Source organism: Zarconia sp. (assembly GCF_057467645.1).
This window is the reverse complement of record NZ_JBRJXU010000181.1, coordinates 1-15,047: the sequence shown is the minus strand read 5'-3', so window position 1 is coordinate 15,047 and position 15,047 is coordinate 1. Positions and strand designations below refer to the sequence as shown.

General features: G+C 52.8%; 13 protein-coding genes. 8 read left to right on the top strand and 5 right to left on the bottom strand.

All coding sequences use genetic code 11. From position 1 onward, the window contains the following. Nucleotides 1-33: 33 nt before the first annotated feature. From AC2215_RS27225 to AC2215_RS27215, 3 genes are all read right to left on the bottom strand, one after another. Entirely contained in the window at nt 34-3,162 is a 3,129-nt protein-coding gene (locus AC2215_RS27225; RefSeq protein ID WP_486813180.1) for a methyl-accepting chemotaxis protein, read from the bottom strand. A 239-nt stretch (nt 3,163-3,401) separates the two neighbouring features. Beyond that, the gene (locus AC2215_RS27220) at nt 3,402-3,941 is read right to left on the bottom strand and encodes a chemotaxis protein CheW (RefSeq protein WP_486813179.1); all 540 of its coding nucleotides are present in this window, start codon (nt 3,939-3,941) and stop codon (nt 3,402-3,404) included. A 13-nt stretch (nt 3,942-3,954) separates the two neighbouring features. After that, a complete protein-coding gene (locus AC2215_RS27215; protein WP_486813178.1) occupies nt 3,955-4,320 on the bottom strand; it encodes a response regulator transcription factor in 366 nt (121 codons plus the stop codon). Nucleotides 4,321-4,504: 184 nt separating this feature from the next. Here AC2215_RS27215 and AC2215_RS27210 point away from each other — a divergent pair, with 184 nt between their 5' ends. Then, nucleotides 4,505-4,831, top strand: a complete 327-nt coding sequence (locus AC2215_RS27210; RefSeq protein ID WP_486813177.1) for a hypothetical protein — start codon at nt 4,505-4,507, stop codon at nt 4,829-4,831. Between the two features lie 84 nt (nt 4,832-4,915). On the opposite strand, the gene AC2215_RS27205 is transcribed toward AC2215_RS27210, so the two are convergent. Then, the gene (locus AC2215_RS27205; RefSeq protein ID WP_486813176.1) at nt 4,916-6,187 is read right to left on the bottom strand and encodes a response regulator; all 1,272 of its coding nucleotides are present in this window, start codon (nt 6,185-6,187) and stop codon (nt 4,916-4,918) included. A 602-nt stretch (nt 6,188-6,789) separates the two neighbouring features. Between AC2215_RS27205 and hmpF the strand changes: the two genes are divergently transcribed. The 7 genes from hmpF (at nt 6,790) to AC2215_RS27170 (ending at nt 14,149) form a co-directional block, all read left to right on the top strand. Then, on the top strand, nt 6,790-8,484 hold the full coding sequence (hmpF, locus tag AC2215_RS27200; RefSeq protein ID WP_486813175.1) for a pilus motility taxis protein HmpF: 1,695 nt from the start codon (nt 6,790-6,792) through the stop codon (nt 8,482-8,484). 83 nt (nt 8,485-8,567) lie between these two features. Then, a complete protein-coding gene (locus AC2215_RS27195; RefSeq protein WP_486813174.1) occupies nt 8,568-9,053 on the top strand; it encodes a flavin reductase family protein in 486 nt (161 codons plus the stop codon). Nucleotides 9,054-9,277: 224 nt separating this feature from the next. Beyond that, entirely contained in the window at nt 9,278-9,883 is a 606-nt protein-coding gene (locus AC2215_RS27190; RefSeq protein ID WP_486813173.1) for a DUF192 domain-containing protein, read from the top strand. A gap of 1,014 nt (nt 9,884-10,897) precedes the next feature. Continuing rightward, complete coding sequence (locus tag AC2215_RS27185) at nt 10,898-11,452, top strand: cytochrome b (protein WP_486813172.1); 555 nt, start codon at nt 10,898-10,900, stop codon at nt 11,450-11,452. A gap of 348 nt (nt 11,453-11,800) precedes the next feature. Further along, on the top strand, nt 11,801-12,391 hold the full coding sequence (locus AC2215_RS27180; RefSeq protein WP_486813171.1) for a hypothetical protein: 591 nt from the start codon (nt 11,801-11,803) through the stop codon (nt 12,389-12,391). A gap of 234 nt (nt 12,392-12,625) precedes the next feature. After that, nucleotides 12,626-13,078, top strand: a complete 453-nt coding sequence (locus tag AC2215_RS27175; RefSeq protein WP_486813170.1) for a peptidoglycan-binding domain-containing protein — start codon at nt 12,626-12,628, stop codon at nt 13,076-13,078. Between the two features lie 93 nt (nt 13,079-13,171). Beyond that, complete coding sequence (locus tag AC2215_RS27170; protein WP_486813169.1) at nt 13,172-14,149, top strand: alpha/beta hydrolase; 978 nt, start codon at nt 13,172-13,174, stop codon at nt 14,147-14,149. Nucleotides 14,150-14,167: 18 nt separating this feature from the next. On the opposite strand, the gene AC2215_RS27165 is transcribed toward AC2215_RS27170, so the two are convergent. Further along, entirely contained in the window at nt 14,168-14,986 is an 819-nt protein-coding gene (locus AC2215_RS27165) for an RNA-guided endonuclease InsQ/TnpB family protein (protein WP_486813168.1), read from the bottom strand. Nucleotides 14,987-15,047 lie beyond the last annotated feature (61 nt).

Here is a 15,047-nt window from a genome sequence, read left to right as displayed (position 1 = left end):
TCAAAATTTGCCCTTCGCCAACCCTGAAATCTCTTAACGTTCTGCAGCCTCGACGCGGAATCGTTCCACGGAGGTGAGCAGGTCGCGGGCAACGCCGACGAGGTTTTGCAGCGCCCCCGACACCCGGTGCGCTTCCTGGGAGGTTTCTTGGGCGGTCAGTTCCACCGCCTGCATCACCTGAGCCACAGCGCGAGAGGTTTCGGTTTGCTCGACGGTATCGGCGGTAATCGATCGCACCAGGACGTCGATGCGGTTGGACACTTGAATGATATCTTCGAGCGATCGCTTGGCTTGTTCGGCCAGGCGCGTGCCTTCGATCACCTGCTGGGTTCCTTCTTCCATGGCCATCATCACCCCGCCGGTTTCGCTCTGAATTTGCATCACGATTTGCTCGATTTCTTTGAGGGCTTTGGCGGAGCGATCGGCCAGCTGGCGGACTTCGTCGGCGACGATGGCAAAACCGCGTCCGGCTTCCCCAGCTCGGGCGGCTTCGATACTGGCATTGAGGGCCAGTAGGTTGGTTCGCGAGGCGATCGCGCTAATCGCCACCACGATCTTGGAAATTTCTTGGGAGGATTCGGCTAGACGCTTGACTTTTCGCGTTGTTTCTGCAACAGTCTCTCGAATTTCTAGAATACTGGCCACGGTGCGTTCCACCGCCTCACCCCCTTTGAGGGCCGTTGCCGAAGCCGATCGCGCCACTTCCTCCGCTTCCCGAGCGCTTTTAGCCACCTGTAAAATCGAAGTGGTCATCACCTGCACCGAATTGAGGGTGGCAGCCAGCTCCTCCGCTTGCCGCAGGGCATCCGATGCCAGAGATCGGGCAAACGATTCGCTATCGGTCGCCCCCTTGCTCACCTGACGGGCCGCTTGTTTCACCTGCTGCACGATTTCCCGCAGGTTCTGAATGGTGAGGTTAAAGGAGTCGGCCACCGCACCCAACACGTCGGCGGTCACCTCGGCGGTCACCGTTAAGTCCCCCCGTGCAGCCCCTTCCACGTCATCGAGCAGTCGAATCACCTGGCGCTGCAAGTCTTCTTTGGCTTGCTCCATTTCCTCCGCGCGGCGCTGGGCTTCGTTGGTGGTGGTGAAAATCGCTCGCGCCATCTGGTTGAATTTCGAGGAGAGGTTGCCAAATTCATCTTCGGCAAACACCGTCGCCCGCGCCCCTAAATCTCCTTGGGTGACCGCCTCGAAGGAACTTTGCAAATCGAGGGTCGACCGCCGAATTTGTCGGGCGCCGATGCGACCTAACAGCCAGGTGGACGCTCCTCCAGCGATTCCCGCCGTCAGGGACATGGCCAAACCGGCTAACTGAACTTGGGGCACTAAACCCCGCCGAACTTCAGCTCCCAGACGAGTTTCCCCCGCGAGCTGGCGGACGCCGATGTGGCTGATACCCGCCACGGCAGAAGCCGAGACCACTCCGGTCACTAACGCCATAATCCATTGCTTGGCGTTGAGGGAAGAGTTTTCATAAAAGGCCAGCATTCCCTGCTCGACAGTTGGGGACGCGGCTTCCGTGCTGCTATCGACTTGGGTAAACGTGGGCACTTGCTCGGAGGAACCGGCAATGCTGAAGAGTTCTTCATCTCGAATCACCGAGCCGTCGCTGGCTTCGGTAAATTCCAAGCTGACTTCATCGGTGCCCAAACTGCTGTCGGCCGACGGATCGAAGAAACTCGAATCGTCCGAGAGTCCTGAGGAGTCGCTATCGGAATCGGCCATGTCGAAGTTGGGGATGCTACCGAGATCGTCAAAGTCATCGAACTCGTCTAAAAATCCCGCGCTGCTCGGATGGCTGACTTCCCCATTCGCCGTTTCGAAGGATGGAGTCCCGTCATCGCCTCCGATGCCACCCTCATCATCGTTGAAGGAGTCTCCCAAACCGAAGGAATCGTCGAAGGCGTCGAGATCGAAGCTATCGGATTCTCCGAGTCCATTGCGATCGGGAGCAATCAGAGTCTGCTCTTCATCATCCAACATCGGAGCGCTGGATGTGGGAATTCTGGGGGGGCGAGAGGTGGGGGGTGAAAAGTCGCCCCCATCGAACTCGGCGAAATTGGCGGGGGGATTCTCCATCAAAAAGGTTTCTGAGTCTGCGTCGGAGGGATCGAAATCGCCGAAGCCAGATTCTTCTGGCGTATCTTCCCAGTCTTGGGCTGCGGGATCGAAGTCGCCGAACCCGGATTCTTCGTCGCCGAACCCGGATTCTTCTGGTGTATCTGCCCAGCTTTGAGTGCCATCGCTCCCATCCCCCCCATCGAAGTCGCCAAAATCAGAGCGGGCAGCGGCATCGGCCCAGTTCTCGTTCCAGTTTTCTCCGGAGGGATCGCTCGTGTCGACGGTCTCGTCGAAGGGAATCTGGGAGGTTGAGTCTCGATCGAATCCCGTCGAACCGAGGTTTTTATCCTCTAACTCTTCAAAGGGCGGTGGCAGTTCGATACTATCGAGTTCGTCGTCGCTGCTATCGAAGGTGGAGTGGCTCTCGAAGCCGCTTGCGTCTTCGCCGATGAGATCGGGCATTTCATCGGCGGGTAAAAAACTCGGTAAGTCGTCCCACTCCGAAGCGGGTTCCTCCAATTCCTTGGCGGGGTTAGCGCTAAAGGGATCCGATGGAGGGGCTTCGTCGAAATTGTCGTCGAGGGGAACTTGGACGGGGGTCTCAAAGGGACTATCTAGTTCCGAGGGAGCATCCTCAGCGACTTCGGGAAAATCGAAGGAACTGTCAATCCCGAAGACGTCGCCATCGGGATCGAATTCTCCAGAGGCTCCGTTGTCAGAAGATTCCCAACTTTGACTCGAGAAGTCGTCCCCTTCCATAAAGTCGATTTCTTCCGTTGCCAGATCCGTCGCCTCATCGAGAGTGGTTCCCTCCGTCCCGCTCATGGAGCGATCGGCATCGACGACGCCCTTACTGGCATACTCGATAAAATCGGGATCGGCGGTCAATTGCAGAACGACTTCGTACTGCTCTTTGGCCACTTGGTACTCTTGCAACCCATAGCAGTAGATATGACCTCGAAGCAGGCGGGCGCTCGGATCGTCGGGAAACGCCTCGACCAATCGATCGACAATAGTCGCTGCGTCTTGGTAATTTCCCTGCATGTAGGCTGTTTCAGCCTGCTGATATTCTTGTGCGAAGTCTATACCGGATGCCATTTGCCTCCCCCAATTCAATTGTCGATTTTAGAGCATGGATTTGAGACGAGCGAGTCATTTTTTAGAATCCGCATCGTGACTTTCTCATACTAATACCCAATCGAACGCCGCGCCTTGGAGAGCTAAAATACTCGAGGTTGCTAAGCTCGTGCCGCCCGACGAGCCGAAGGAATCATCGAGACGCGAACGAGCTCTCGACAACGCGCTCCCCTTCTTCGTCGAGAGATCGTTCTCCTCGCTCATGCCGCCCAACGAGCCGAACGAATAATCGAGACATGATCGAGTAGCCGGAGAACGCGCTCCCCTTCTTCGTCCAGAGGCCATTCTCCTTGGAGAAAAGGGGCCATGGCATCGGGGACGTTGGCCGGCATCCGAGCTTGCTCTACATCTAGCCAGTCCATTCCTTTTGCTTCGTTGAGTCGGTCTACGGCTAACCCTAGTATAATGTCTTGGTCTTCGACTGCAATCACGTGAATTTCTGCTCGGTCGGTATTGAGAGGGGTACTGTCTCCTAAAAACTGCCCTAAATCTCCCACCCACACAACCCGTCCTCGCAAGTTGATCGTTCCCAAGAGTAGCGGCGAAACGTTCGGGAGGGGGGTAATCCGATCGGGGGTTGGGGCGATCACTTCTTTGATGCCCGTCGCGAGCAGGGCAAACTCGCTACCCGAGGGGATGTGAAATCGCAAGTGTAACTCGCCTTCGGGGGTTTCGAGTTCTTGAAACTCCGGGGTGCGTTCGGATTCCGTTCCGGTCAAAAAGTCTGGACTGCCAACCATCGAAACCTAACTCCTACCCTCGCAGCATCTGCTTGACGGTCCCCACCAACTCTGTGGGTTGAAAGGGTTTAGCCACGTAGGCATCGGCCCCTTGTTTCATTCCCCAATAGCGATCGAACTCTTCGCCTTTGGAAGAACACATCACCACCGGAACGTTTTGGGTTTTGGGGTCGGCTTTAATGCGACGGCAAACTTCGTAGCCGTTCATCCGAGGCATGACGATATCGAGGACGACTAAATCTGGCAGACCTTTCTGGATTTGTTCTAGAGCTTCGACGCCATCGCTGGCTTCAATGACGGTTAATCCACTTCCGCGCAGGAGGTTGGCAATCATTTCTCGTTGGGTGACGCTGTCTTCGATGACCAAGACTTTACTCATAACTTTTTACCTAAAGAGCGGGCGGCGACTCAAACTCGCAAGCAATCTCGTACTGCCAGGGACAATAGCGGCTGATGGATTGGACCCCGATCTCGTACAACTTACAGAACAAACCGGCAAGTTTGACTTTAAGTTCCACAATGCCGAGCGAACAATTGGCCATTGCCGGTGTTGGGACTATTGAATGAATTTTAACCTCGACCTTTGGGTGAGCCTCGGGCAAGTTGGGAACCAACTCTACGCTGCGACGCTTGTTTTTCCCGCGCCAATTTTAACTTCTAGGAAAACATCGGCTCGAGTCAAATTAGAACAGACCGACCGGTCGAGGGTCGGGAATGCCGAACGCTTTGCTTCGATCGACTTGCAGGTGCAAGGGTTGGACTCGACCCGCGATTTGGGTGCAAAATCCTTTTCCTTTTGTTTTCAAGGTGCCAAAAAACAGATGAATATTAACTTATTCCTCGATTGTACCAGGAAATCCCCTTCGGGAGCTGGGGAAGATCGACCGTGAGGAAGGCTTCGGGAGAATGGGGTGTCGGGAATGGGGAACGGAAAATTTTGAGGGGTTCGCCGATGCATTCTTTCCCTTGTCGGTCTAGAAGCCATCCTCTCCCAAAGCCTCTCGCAGGGCATCGGCAAATCCATTATCTTGAGAGGCTTGTTCTGGAGACACCGAGCCAACGTATTGTTCGACGATCGTCACCAATTCTCGATCTCCGAAGGGTTTGGTCAGATAATCCGTTGCCCCGACCATTCGGGCTTTGACCCGATCGATAAAGCCATCTTTGCCCGTTAACATGACGATCGGTTTTTGCCGGAAGGCGGTGGATTTGCGCAGCATGGCGCAAATTTCGTAGCCATCGGGTTCGGGCATGGCAATATCGCACAAAATTAAATCGGGCTTGAGTCCGAAGACTAGAGAGAGTGCTTTGAGGGGACTGCCGATGGTTGTAATTTCGTACCCTGCGGGTTTGAGAATCTGCTCGACGGTTTTGCGAACGACGCGATCGTCGTCGATACAAACCACTCTGGGGGTTTGAGCGGTTGCAGGACGCAGACCCGCACTGACCAAAGACTCTGACGAAATCTGGATCGCGGGAGAAGACAGTTGCACCAGACCCTCTTGGATGTAGGGATAAATGGCTTTGGCCACTTGAATGATGTCGCGATTGAGATACCGAGAAAGCTGACGGATGGAAGTTTTGCCATCGGCCCAGCGAATCAAGGTTTGGAAAGTCTTTGGCGGGAGCGTCGATCGCAACGACTCCGGTTCGGAGACGATCGGGCATTGACTCGGTGAAAGAATTAGAGGATGAAGTTGTTTCCAATCCCGAACTTGCTCGATGATTTCTCGCAGCAGAGAACCGATACTCAAAGTCATCAGTTGGGGGGCGAGCGCGGGTCCCATATCGAAGGCAAAAGCTCCTCGATTCAAGCTCAGTAGATCGAAGAGAGTTTCGCGTACCATGCTGCGGATGATACTCCGTCCTTGGTCGGGGGTCAGCTCGTGATTCTCCAATAATCGCCATAGATAACCGTACTCTGGAGCGTTGGTTGCCCCCAAAGCGGAAATATCCAATTGATTGAGAACGGTATCGACTCCGTAGCGATGGAGGTAGTCGCGCAGTCGGGATAAGTTACTGTCGCGGCTGCGAGCGGCATAGACGATTCGACCGTTGGCAAAAAAGACAAACCACGAGTCCTCAGATAAGTCGAGATGGCGGTGGCGGTAGGGGACTCCGTAAAGACCTGAAGAGTTCGATGCGGCCTCGTGGTAGGCCTCGACAAACAGCTCGCCAGTGCGCTGACCGAGTTCGACCAGTTGCAGGATGCTCCGGATATCAATTTCGCTTAAATTTCCCTGCATACAGCTCAAACGCTCTCCCTGTCTAATGTCGTCCCTACTTAAAAAGAGGAAGGTTTCCTCGACTCATACTTAAGCTTCCCAAAACGGAATGTCAAGATTTCGCCACCTTTCTCTGGCCGTATTTCTCAACTCTTTCTCATTGTCCCAGACTAATCCAAACAGAGGCTATTATGGTAAAGATCGAAAGAGTCTTCCACCAGAAGGTTTCCATTTTGCCGAGTTTCAACTTGCTGCACCAGACGATGGGAAAGTTGCGTCAATGGGCACCTCAAGCAACTCATCATCCGGGATTCAAACTGGCGATTGCCTCGCCGATGGCGCGAACTTCTCAGCTCTCGACGCTCGACTCTCATGGCGCGCGATCGTCGAGCGAATGGTTTTCGGCAGGCACCATCGCGCGATTTGACTTCTCGGTTTTTGACTTTAAACGCTCTAGGTTTCGAGTGGGAGCCAGTGTCGCGCTCTCGATGGCACCGACTCGAAGAAGGAGACCGCGTCGAAAATGCCGACGCTCAACTCACCAGAGCCAGCGGTGGACTGACTGATTATGGAGCGACCGAGTTCGAGGCTCGGGCATAGACATTCTCAAAAGGAAGATAAGCGTGCAGTATCTAGCGGAAGTCCAAAAAAAAAGCGGAGTGTTCGGTGGCGGCAAAGCCGAACTCAAACTCTTGGCTTGCCAGCGGGGTGATAGTTGGACCGCTGTCGCCGGAGACGAGGTCGTTCCCGTCGATGATGGAGGAAACTTCAATGGGGGCGCGCTGGTCTTTGCCGAGGTCGGTTCGAACAAGCAAGTTCAAGGAAATCTCAAAGATGCCAGTCGGCAAATCGTCAGTATTCTCCAAAGTTACTCTCGGCTGCAAGAGAAGACGAAGACTCAAGAAGAAGAAATCAAGCAGTGGCAAGAATCCCTGACCTATCAAAGCCAAGAGTTGAACCGCCGTCAGATGGAGATGGAGGCACAAATCGAGCAGCTCGAACAAATTAATCAAGAAGCTGAGGATCTCGAAGCCAAACGCAGTCAAATTGAAGCGAGCGATCGAGAAGTGGCCGGGCTGCGGGAGGAAATGGAGCGCAAACAGCAAGAACTCGATGCGGCGTGGGCGCAACTCAACAGCCAACAAGCCGAACAGCCCGCCGGCGGAACGATTGATGCCGAACAAGCCAACAGCTTACAGGAATGGTTGAATTACCTGGCTCAGGTGGCGATCGATCCCAATTCGGTTCAAGATCCTCTCAATGGGGCAACGGAACGAGTGACGAGCGCTCAGTCACTCCTAGAAGAACATTGGCAGCAACTCGAACAGCACCGAGGGGCGACAGACGAACAACAGACGCAACTGGATGCCCAAGCGGGGGAAATCGCCGGTCAGTGGCAGCAGTTTCATGACTCTCAAGGCACTCTGGAACTCGAACGCATCGATTTGAAGGTGCGAGAAAATACCCTCGAACTCAAACAGACGATGGCTCAGTTGCTCGATACCCAAATGCAGCAACTCGGAACCCTCTCGGGTGCTGCTGAGGGCGGTGGGAATGCCCCGAGTTCGGACTTGGGGAACCTCGAGAATTTATCCGCTCACGAGTTGCAGCGCCAGGTACGCAAGTTACGAGCGGACTTCGCCGAACCCTTTTCTTTTTTCAGCGATCAGGAAGAAGAGCTGGCTTTGAGCCGTCAGGAAATCGCAGAAGCTCAAGGGAAAATGAAAGATGCCTTTGGGGCAGAACGCGAGCAGCTCGAAAACGAAATTAAAGATCTCGAAGAAAGCTACAAGTTTCTCTTCGGTACGGTATCGGGTCAACTGCAAAATATCTTAGAGCGCCAGCGCAGCATGAACCAAAGCCAGACGTTGCTTTGGCAGAAGTTGGGTCAGACCGAAACCAACAGCGATAGCTCTTCGTCTTCATCGGTGGATGTCGGTCCGTTGATGGGGGAACTCACTCAAAAGCGCCAGCAACTTGAAGCGGAGATGGAAGGACTGCGCCAGGGTCTCGATGAGGCGAGAGCGTCCCTGGAGCAGCGGGCGAGCGAACTGGAAAATCGACGGAACGAACTCAAAGCCCAAGAAAACGAACTCGTCGAGGCACGCTCGAACTTAGCCCGAGTACAGGGTAAAGTAGCGCTCTACGAGGAACTGTTACAGCCGATTCAAGACCAAATTGACGAGCTGCGCCAGAGTATTGAAGCGATGTCGGGTGGGGTGGCTCAAATTCAAGAAATGGGGGCTTCCCAACAACAGGCGATCGCTCAACTCCAAGAATCGGTTGCGGGATTGGTTGACAGTACGGCTGTGGCTTAGTGCCCTCGATCGCTCTTGGGTCGATTGCTGGGTAAACTCCATTGCTTGGTAAACTATGTACCGTAGATTGGGGATGTTTGATCTTGCTAGATAAAGACGCGAAAAAGACAATTCTGCGCAAAATCCCGCACGCACTTTATATCTGCGGCGTGAAAGCGAAAGAGGGTGATGCCGTGAATGGCTTTACGGCTAGTTGGGTGATGCAGGCATCCTTCGAGCCGCCACTGGTGACCAATTGCGTGAAGTCCGATAGCGGTTCCCACGCCATGATTCAAGAAAGTGGGGTGTTTGCCCTCAGCTTTCTGGCCGCCGGACAAAAAGAACTCGCGCAACAATTTTTCAAACCCCAACGTCGAGTGGGGAATAAGTTTGAAGATGTCGAGTTTTACCTGGGAGAAACCGGCTGTCCGATTATTCAAGATGCCCTCGGTTACGTGGAGTGTCAGGTGGTGGCAACGGTAGAACGGGGCGACCATACGGTGTTTGTCGGCGAGGTAATTGCTGCCGGAGTTCACCGCGACGGCGAGATTCTCGATTTGGCGAGTACGGGTTGGAATTACGGAGGCTGAAGGGTGTTGACAGTTGGGGTCGCTTCGATGTCGATATTGTGTTGCGTTGTGCCAATAGACATCTGCTAGAAATCAAAAATTCAGACAATTTCTATGCCAAAGTCATGAATTTATTCTCCCTTTCCCCCTTAACCCATTTCCTCCAAAGGTCTAATTGCTCTATGTTTGCTCGCTCTATGTTCGCTCGTCCTCGTGGGCTCGACACGATCGCATCTTGCTCCCCGATGACTGTTGGATTAAGTCTGGGGGTGCTGTGTCTGAGTTGCGGGTTGATGGGTTGCTCTGGAGCGACCGTAGCCAGGCAACTGGTCGTTGACACCGATCGCCCAGTGATTGCTCAAAAAGAACCGGGAACGGAGGAAGGAGCCAGGGGACAAATGTTACCAGTGGGTGCGATTGCAACGATTTCGGGAGAGGCGATTCAGTTAGAAGTGACGCGCACCCCCGCTCAGCAGGCGATGGGATTGATGTTCAGACCGGCTTTACCCGACGATCGAGGAATGTTATTCTCCTTCGATCCGCCCCGTCCCGTCAGCTTCTGGATGAAGAACGTGCCGGTAGATTTGGATATGATTTTCTTGCGAGAAGGTGTGGTGATGGCGATCGCCCAGAACGTACCTCCTTGCACCAGCGATCCCTGTCCCACCTACAGTCCCGGTGCGATGGTGAAAATCGATCGAGCGATCGAGTTGCGGGGAGGACGCGCGGCTGAGTTAGAGGTGGCAGTGGGCGATCGCATTGACATTGAATTTCTCGATCTCGAAGAATCGCCTCAATCATTCGCCCCAAAGCAAGGGGTTCGATCGAATTCGGATAATGCGTTGCCATGAAGTGCTATGGCTCTAGTGCAATGCGGCAGAAATAACGACCCAGCTCTCAACCGTTGAAAGCTATACACAGTAAACATTTTTCATTTTGCGAAACCGCGAGCGGTGTCAGTTTCTGTCCCGTTCAACTTTTCAAGACGCATTTTTAATTCTGCGTAGCAGCACTAGGGCGTGTCATCAATGAAGCCAGATCGCACCAGCAGCCAGATAAATGGCACCGAGAAAGTTAAAGTTCTTGGTTCGCTTATCCTATCTTCGCTTATCCTATCGTGTTGCGATACCCCTTTGGAGCTGCTACGGGAATGCCCGAAACGGCTTTAGTTTGACAAAAAAGTTTTCGATCGGGTGCCGCGCCTTGTAGAGGTCTTTGTCGCACTCACCCTAGTGAGTGCGATTCCGTTTGGAGAGAATTATATCAAGTTCGGATAATTCGTTAGAATTGGGCGCAAATGCTTAATCTCTTCTCAAATTCTCTCCCCCAGCGATTGCCTGCTTCCAGCGCGATTGCCTGCTCGCTTCACGGTGAATTATAAGTATTCAACCGAACTTGATATTACAGCCGCGATCTCTACATTCCATTAGGGCGCGGACAGTCTAAGCATCACCAGAATATTCCGCCCATTGCCCCCCTAGAGCTAGCGTTGCTTCCGGGAGCCGATCGACATATATAGCCTAATAACTCTGAATATCGCGATATTCTACTTCAGCGAACATCCTATCCCCATTGGTGACTGTTTTGGCTTGTGTACCGCTTGTAAACTGTTGTGGGGGGAAAGGGGTGAGGTTAATTAGAGCTCCTGCGCGAATCATTTTATTGGTGCCCGTTTAGGGTTCAACAACTGAGCCATCTAATATATTTTGACCGAATGAAGTCACCGATCGTGGCGACCCGGCGCACAGTTTGACGATTCATGCAGGAGGTCTATTACACAATTATTCGGCGGTGTCCGCACCTCGGGTGACAACTTTTATAAAATCTTAAACTTATACTAAAACTAAACCTTGACAACGCCAAGCATGACTAAACCTAGATTAAATTCGGCTTTCAAACATCTGATGTCCGTACACTGGTGGATGTTTTACTGCTATATCATCCTGTTTCTCGGCGGGTCTTTTATGGCACGCTTACCCCGAGGCTCTTTCGGGCGCGGCTCTCTTTACGACTTCCACAAAACAGTGGGCGTTCTCACCATGGCTTTATTAACCTGGCGCATTTTAACTTTGTTACGGGTTTGGTGGAAAAAGTATACTAAGCGATCGCCCAAGTACAGTCCGGAGTGGATGAAAAAGTTTGCCCTCCACACGATGCTGTATCTATTTATGTGGGCTGTTCCCATTAGCGGCTTCTTCTTTTCTAACTCCTTTAAAAGCGAAAACGTCCACTTTTTATGGATAACCATGCCAGATTTATTTCCGCAAAATCGCGATCTCGTGGACCTGGGTCGAAATATTCATTTCTGGTTGGCGTATACGTTCTTAGCGTTTATTCTCTTGCATACCATCGACCAGCGTAAAGTCGTGCGATCGTTCTGGCGGCGAACTTTCAAACAAAAAACTCAATTGAGCCGATAAGCATTCAGCCATCAGCCGTCAGGTTTTAGGTTTTAGGAAGACTCCCAAGTCAGAAACACTCCCTCAAACCCCTATGGTTGGTTGAACGAGACTTTAATGCTTCAGATCGAGTTCGGTTAAATGCTGACAATTGCGATCGAGGTGAGCATTGGGGGCATCGGGATCGAGGTGAGCATCGGGAGAAAATTGGAGAAGAGATCGACCGGGTTGCGCTTAATGGTCACGAATTCTCCGAACTTGAGATCGCTCTCCCCCAGCCTCCCCTGCTCCCCCTACCTTCTCCGATTTAATATATTGCCCAAATCGGTTATCCTCGAAGAGATATTCTCTAGGCTGACCGAAAACGTCATGACTCAGCCTCATCTCTTAGAACTTGCAAAACAAGGAGAGCCGAGAGCGATTTCGGCTCTGCTAAACCAACATCTTAAATATCAGGGCATTCGATCGAAAGTGGCCCTCAAAGATAGCTGCCTGCACGTTTTGCTCGAATCGGAAGAACAAGTGCCCGATCGCTATCAGATGGTGGATTTTGTTCGAGTCAAGCTCGTCAACCTAGAATCGGAAACCATTGCCCGCGCTATTGTCTACGGTCGCCAGCAGGGTCAGGAAAAACCGGCTTGGAATCAAGAATTTGCCCTGGCCGTGGGTGGATATTCTCATCTAGTCTCCTCCCAAAGCTACTCGATTCCCCCCACTCTCGCTCAAGACGAGACTCAAACGAGCGATTTCGGCTCGACGAATTCCCCTGAACCGGATTCACCCCCAAGCGCACAGAAATCTACACCCGATCGAAAATGCGGTCCGATGGCACTTGCGGCGATCGTCTCGGCATTGCTGGTGGCGATCGCACTGGCCTATCTCGCGCTCAATTCCGATTCCCCATCAGAAACAGTTCCCACTCCCCAAAGCCAACAGCCGTCTCCCGTTCCCAGTTTTTGAGGAACCCAGTCTTTGAGAGATGCACTCACCTTCTCGGAGCAATTGACCGATTTCCCAAGCGTCACCGTACCCGCCATCGGTACCAACCCCGCTATGGGTGACTCTGGGGGATCGCGTCCATCGCTCCACTCCACCAAATCGTGTCAAATTTGAGGAAGTGGCATCTTCGCAGTACTGTGCCTTCGTTGAGGTTTGTAGGTTAGAAACATCAAACCACATCGAGGAGTTACCGCCATGACTGCTACGACTTCAACCGAGATCGAAACCTATTTTCCCACCCTCGGCCGAGGCGATGCCGGACGGGATGTCAAAGCCGTGCAACAACGCTTGAATCAACTCGGATTTGCCCTGACGCTCGATGGTGTTTTCGGGGTCTACACGGAAGGTGCGGTGAAGAAATTTCAACAACGGCGCGGATTGAAGATCGATGGTACGGTCGGTTCGATGACCTGGAAAGCGCTGATTCCCCCGACTCTACAACGGGACAGTGCCGGTCCGGATGTGGAATACCTGCAAACGATTCTGCGGACGATCGGGTATGCTCTGTCGACCGATAGTATCTTCGGCGCGCGCACCCAGTGGGGCGTTGAGAAGTTTCAAAAAGAGCATGGCTTGAAAGTCGATGGTATCGTCGGTCCCCTGACTTGGAAAGCACTGTTGAGCGCTCCGGCGATCGTTGGTGAGTAAGCAACCGTCACGCACGTTCTTCCGCGGACGGTGAAATGGGGAGTCGGGGTTGCGGACTTCCTCTCCCCATCATTAATTTATGAGAGATTCACGATGCTATTTATTACCAATCGTTTTTTGAATGAAGGACTGACCCCACAAAACCCCCAGAGTTTACCTCGTTCCGTGAGCTTTGCGCGGGATAACCGAGTTGACCAGTCGGTTTATTTCTGTCGGCGCGATACCCAAAATAACTATACGGAAATCGGTCGTCAAGCTTTCTTCGAGCGATTGCAAGCGGTCAAAGCCGATCGCATTTTGTTCTACATCCACGGTTTTAACAATCAGCCAGAACCGAACATTTTTCCTACAGCTGCAGAACTGCAAACCTTGTTCGACGAAAAAGCCCGCGATGATGTCTTTGTCGTTCCAATCCTATGGCCTTGCGACGACGATCGGGGCATTCTCAAGGATTACTTTGACGATCGCGATGCAGCCGATGGGAGTCGGATCGCGTTTATGCGCTTGTTTGAAATGTTGCTGCAATGGCAAACCGATAGTCCTCACCCGAAACAGATGAACGTTTTAGCACATTCGATGGGCAACCGGGTCTTGCGAGGAGGGTTGCAACGCTCGGTCGAACGTTCCCATCCCCAAGGTTTGCCGCAAATTTTCCGTCATATTTATCTGGTGGCGCCGGATATCGAGCACGATACCTTAGAACCGGATCGAGAAGGCAGCGCGATCGCCACTGCAGCAGAGCGCATTAGCGTATATTTTGCCAATGATGACTTGGCGTTAAACGCGAGCAAAGTCGTGAATCTCCAACCACCCATCCACTTTCACCGCCTCGGTCGCACGGGACCTAAAAATCTGCAAAACATCTCTGAAAATATCCACGCTTTTGACTGCGGCAGCTTCAATACAGACTACGATCGCCCCACCGGACATGGGTATTTTACCCGCGATGCCGAAGGAAATCCCGGCTTGCTGTTCGAGCATCTCTGGGAATGCCTTCGCTCTGGAAGCGTGCCAACGAACCCATCACCTGATGGCACGACCCCACTGACTGACCGATTTTGGCAACAGTAAGGTCTCGGTAAGTCAACGTTACGGTTTCAGGTGGGGTGTGGAGCAGGAGGGGGAATCCCTGGAAATTTTCTGCGATCTCCGAGCTGAATCGTCGAGTGTAATACGTAAATCCCACAAACTCTCCTTCTTCTTGCGACTGACAGCCTTCTGAGCTTTTTTTAGGTGCTTTTGGGCTTTTCGGTAGTATTGGGGGATTGCCACCTCGGAACCATCAGACTTTACCAGGAACGATTGAAGTCCCATGTCGATTCCCACAGCGTTGACCGCATCATCTTTGGGGATGACGTTGGGGACGGTATCATCGGCGATCGCAAGAGTGACGTACCAGCCATCGGCTTTACGAGAGACGATGGCTGTTTTGATCTTGAAACCATCAGGGATAGGACGGTGCATTACCAGCTTGACATCACCAAACTTAGGCAGTGTCAGGCGATTACCCTTCAGGGGGGACTTACCCAATGAGGGAAAGGTAAAAGACCGATAGCGTCCCCGCCCCTTAAATCGAGGCTTGCCGCTCCGTTTACCATTACAGTCACCTTTCAGATAGCGCTTGAAGGCAAGGTCTACTCGCTTAACGCAGTCTTGCAAGACTTGCGATTGAATGTCCCCGTACCAGGGACGGTCTTTCTTGAGTTGTACCAACGACCGTTTTTGAGAGTAGTAGTCCGGTCGTTCCCGCAGTTCCGGTAGATGACAGACCAGCGGGCAAGAGTTAATCGAGCTGCGGTTTTGCTCGTACCAGTTGAACCGATCCGCCAACAGGTAGTTGTCGGGTAGGAAGGCATACGTCGCCGTATCCTTCCCCCCATAGAACCGGACTTGACAGTTTCCCATCATCCGGCTCAGACTCCTTTTCCAGAGTGAATGTCTGCGTGGCAGCTTCGATGTATGAGAGATA

Bases quoted from the DNA above. Each gene is read 5' to 3' on its own strand.
- AC2215_RS27165 (WP_486813168.1), bottom strand. From the start codon at position 14,986: ATGATGGGAAACTGTCAAGTCCGGTTCTATGGGGGGAAGGATACGGCG.
- AC2215_RS27180 (WP_486813171.1), top strand. From the start codon at position 11,801: ATGACTCAGCCTCATCTCTTAGAACTTGCAAAACAAGGAGAGCCGAGA.
- AC2215_RS27190 (WP_486813173.1), top strand. From the start codon at position 9,278: ATGACTGTTGGATTAAGTCTGGGGGTGCTGTGTCTGAGTTGCGGGTTG.
- AC2215_RS27210 (WP_486813177.1), top strand. From the start codon at position 4,505: ATGAATTTTAACCTCGACCTTTGGGTGAGCCTCGGGCAAGTTGGGAAC.
- AC2215_RS27215 (WP_486813178.1), bottom strand. From the start codon at position 4,320: ATGAGTAAAGTCTTGGTCATCGAAGACAGCGTCACCCAACGAGAAATG.
- AC2215_RS27185 (WP_486813172.1), top strand. From the start codon at position 10,898: ATGACTAAACCTAGATTAAATTCGGCTTTCAAACATCTGATGTCCGTA.
- AC2215_RS27205 (WP_486813176.1), bottom strand. From the start codon at position 6,187: ATGCAGGGAAATTTAAGCGAAATTGATATCCGGAGCATCCTGCAACTG.
- AC2215_RS27220 (WP_486813179.1), bottom strand. From the start codon at position 3,941: ATGGTTGGCAGTCCAGACTTTTTGACCGGAACGGAATCCGAACGCACC.
- AC2215_RS27175 (WP_486813170.1), top strand. From the start codon at position 12,626: ATGACTGCTACGACTTCAACCGAGATCGAAACCTATTTTCCCACCCTC.
- AC2215_RS27170 (WP_486813169.1), top strand. From the start codon at position 13,172: ATGCTATTTATTACCAATCGTTTTTTGAATGAAGGACTGACCCCACAA.
- AC2215_RS27225 (WP_486813180.1), bottom strand. From the start codon at position 3,162: ATGGCATCCGGTATAGACTTCGCACAAGAATATCAGCAGGCTGAAACA.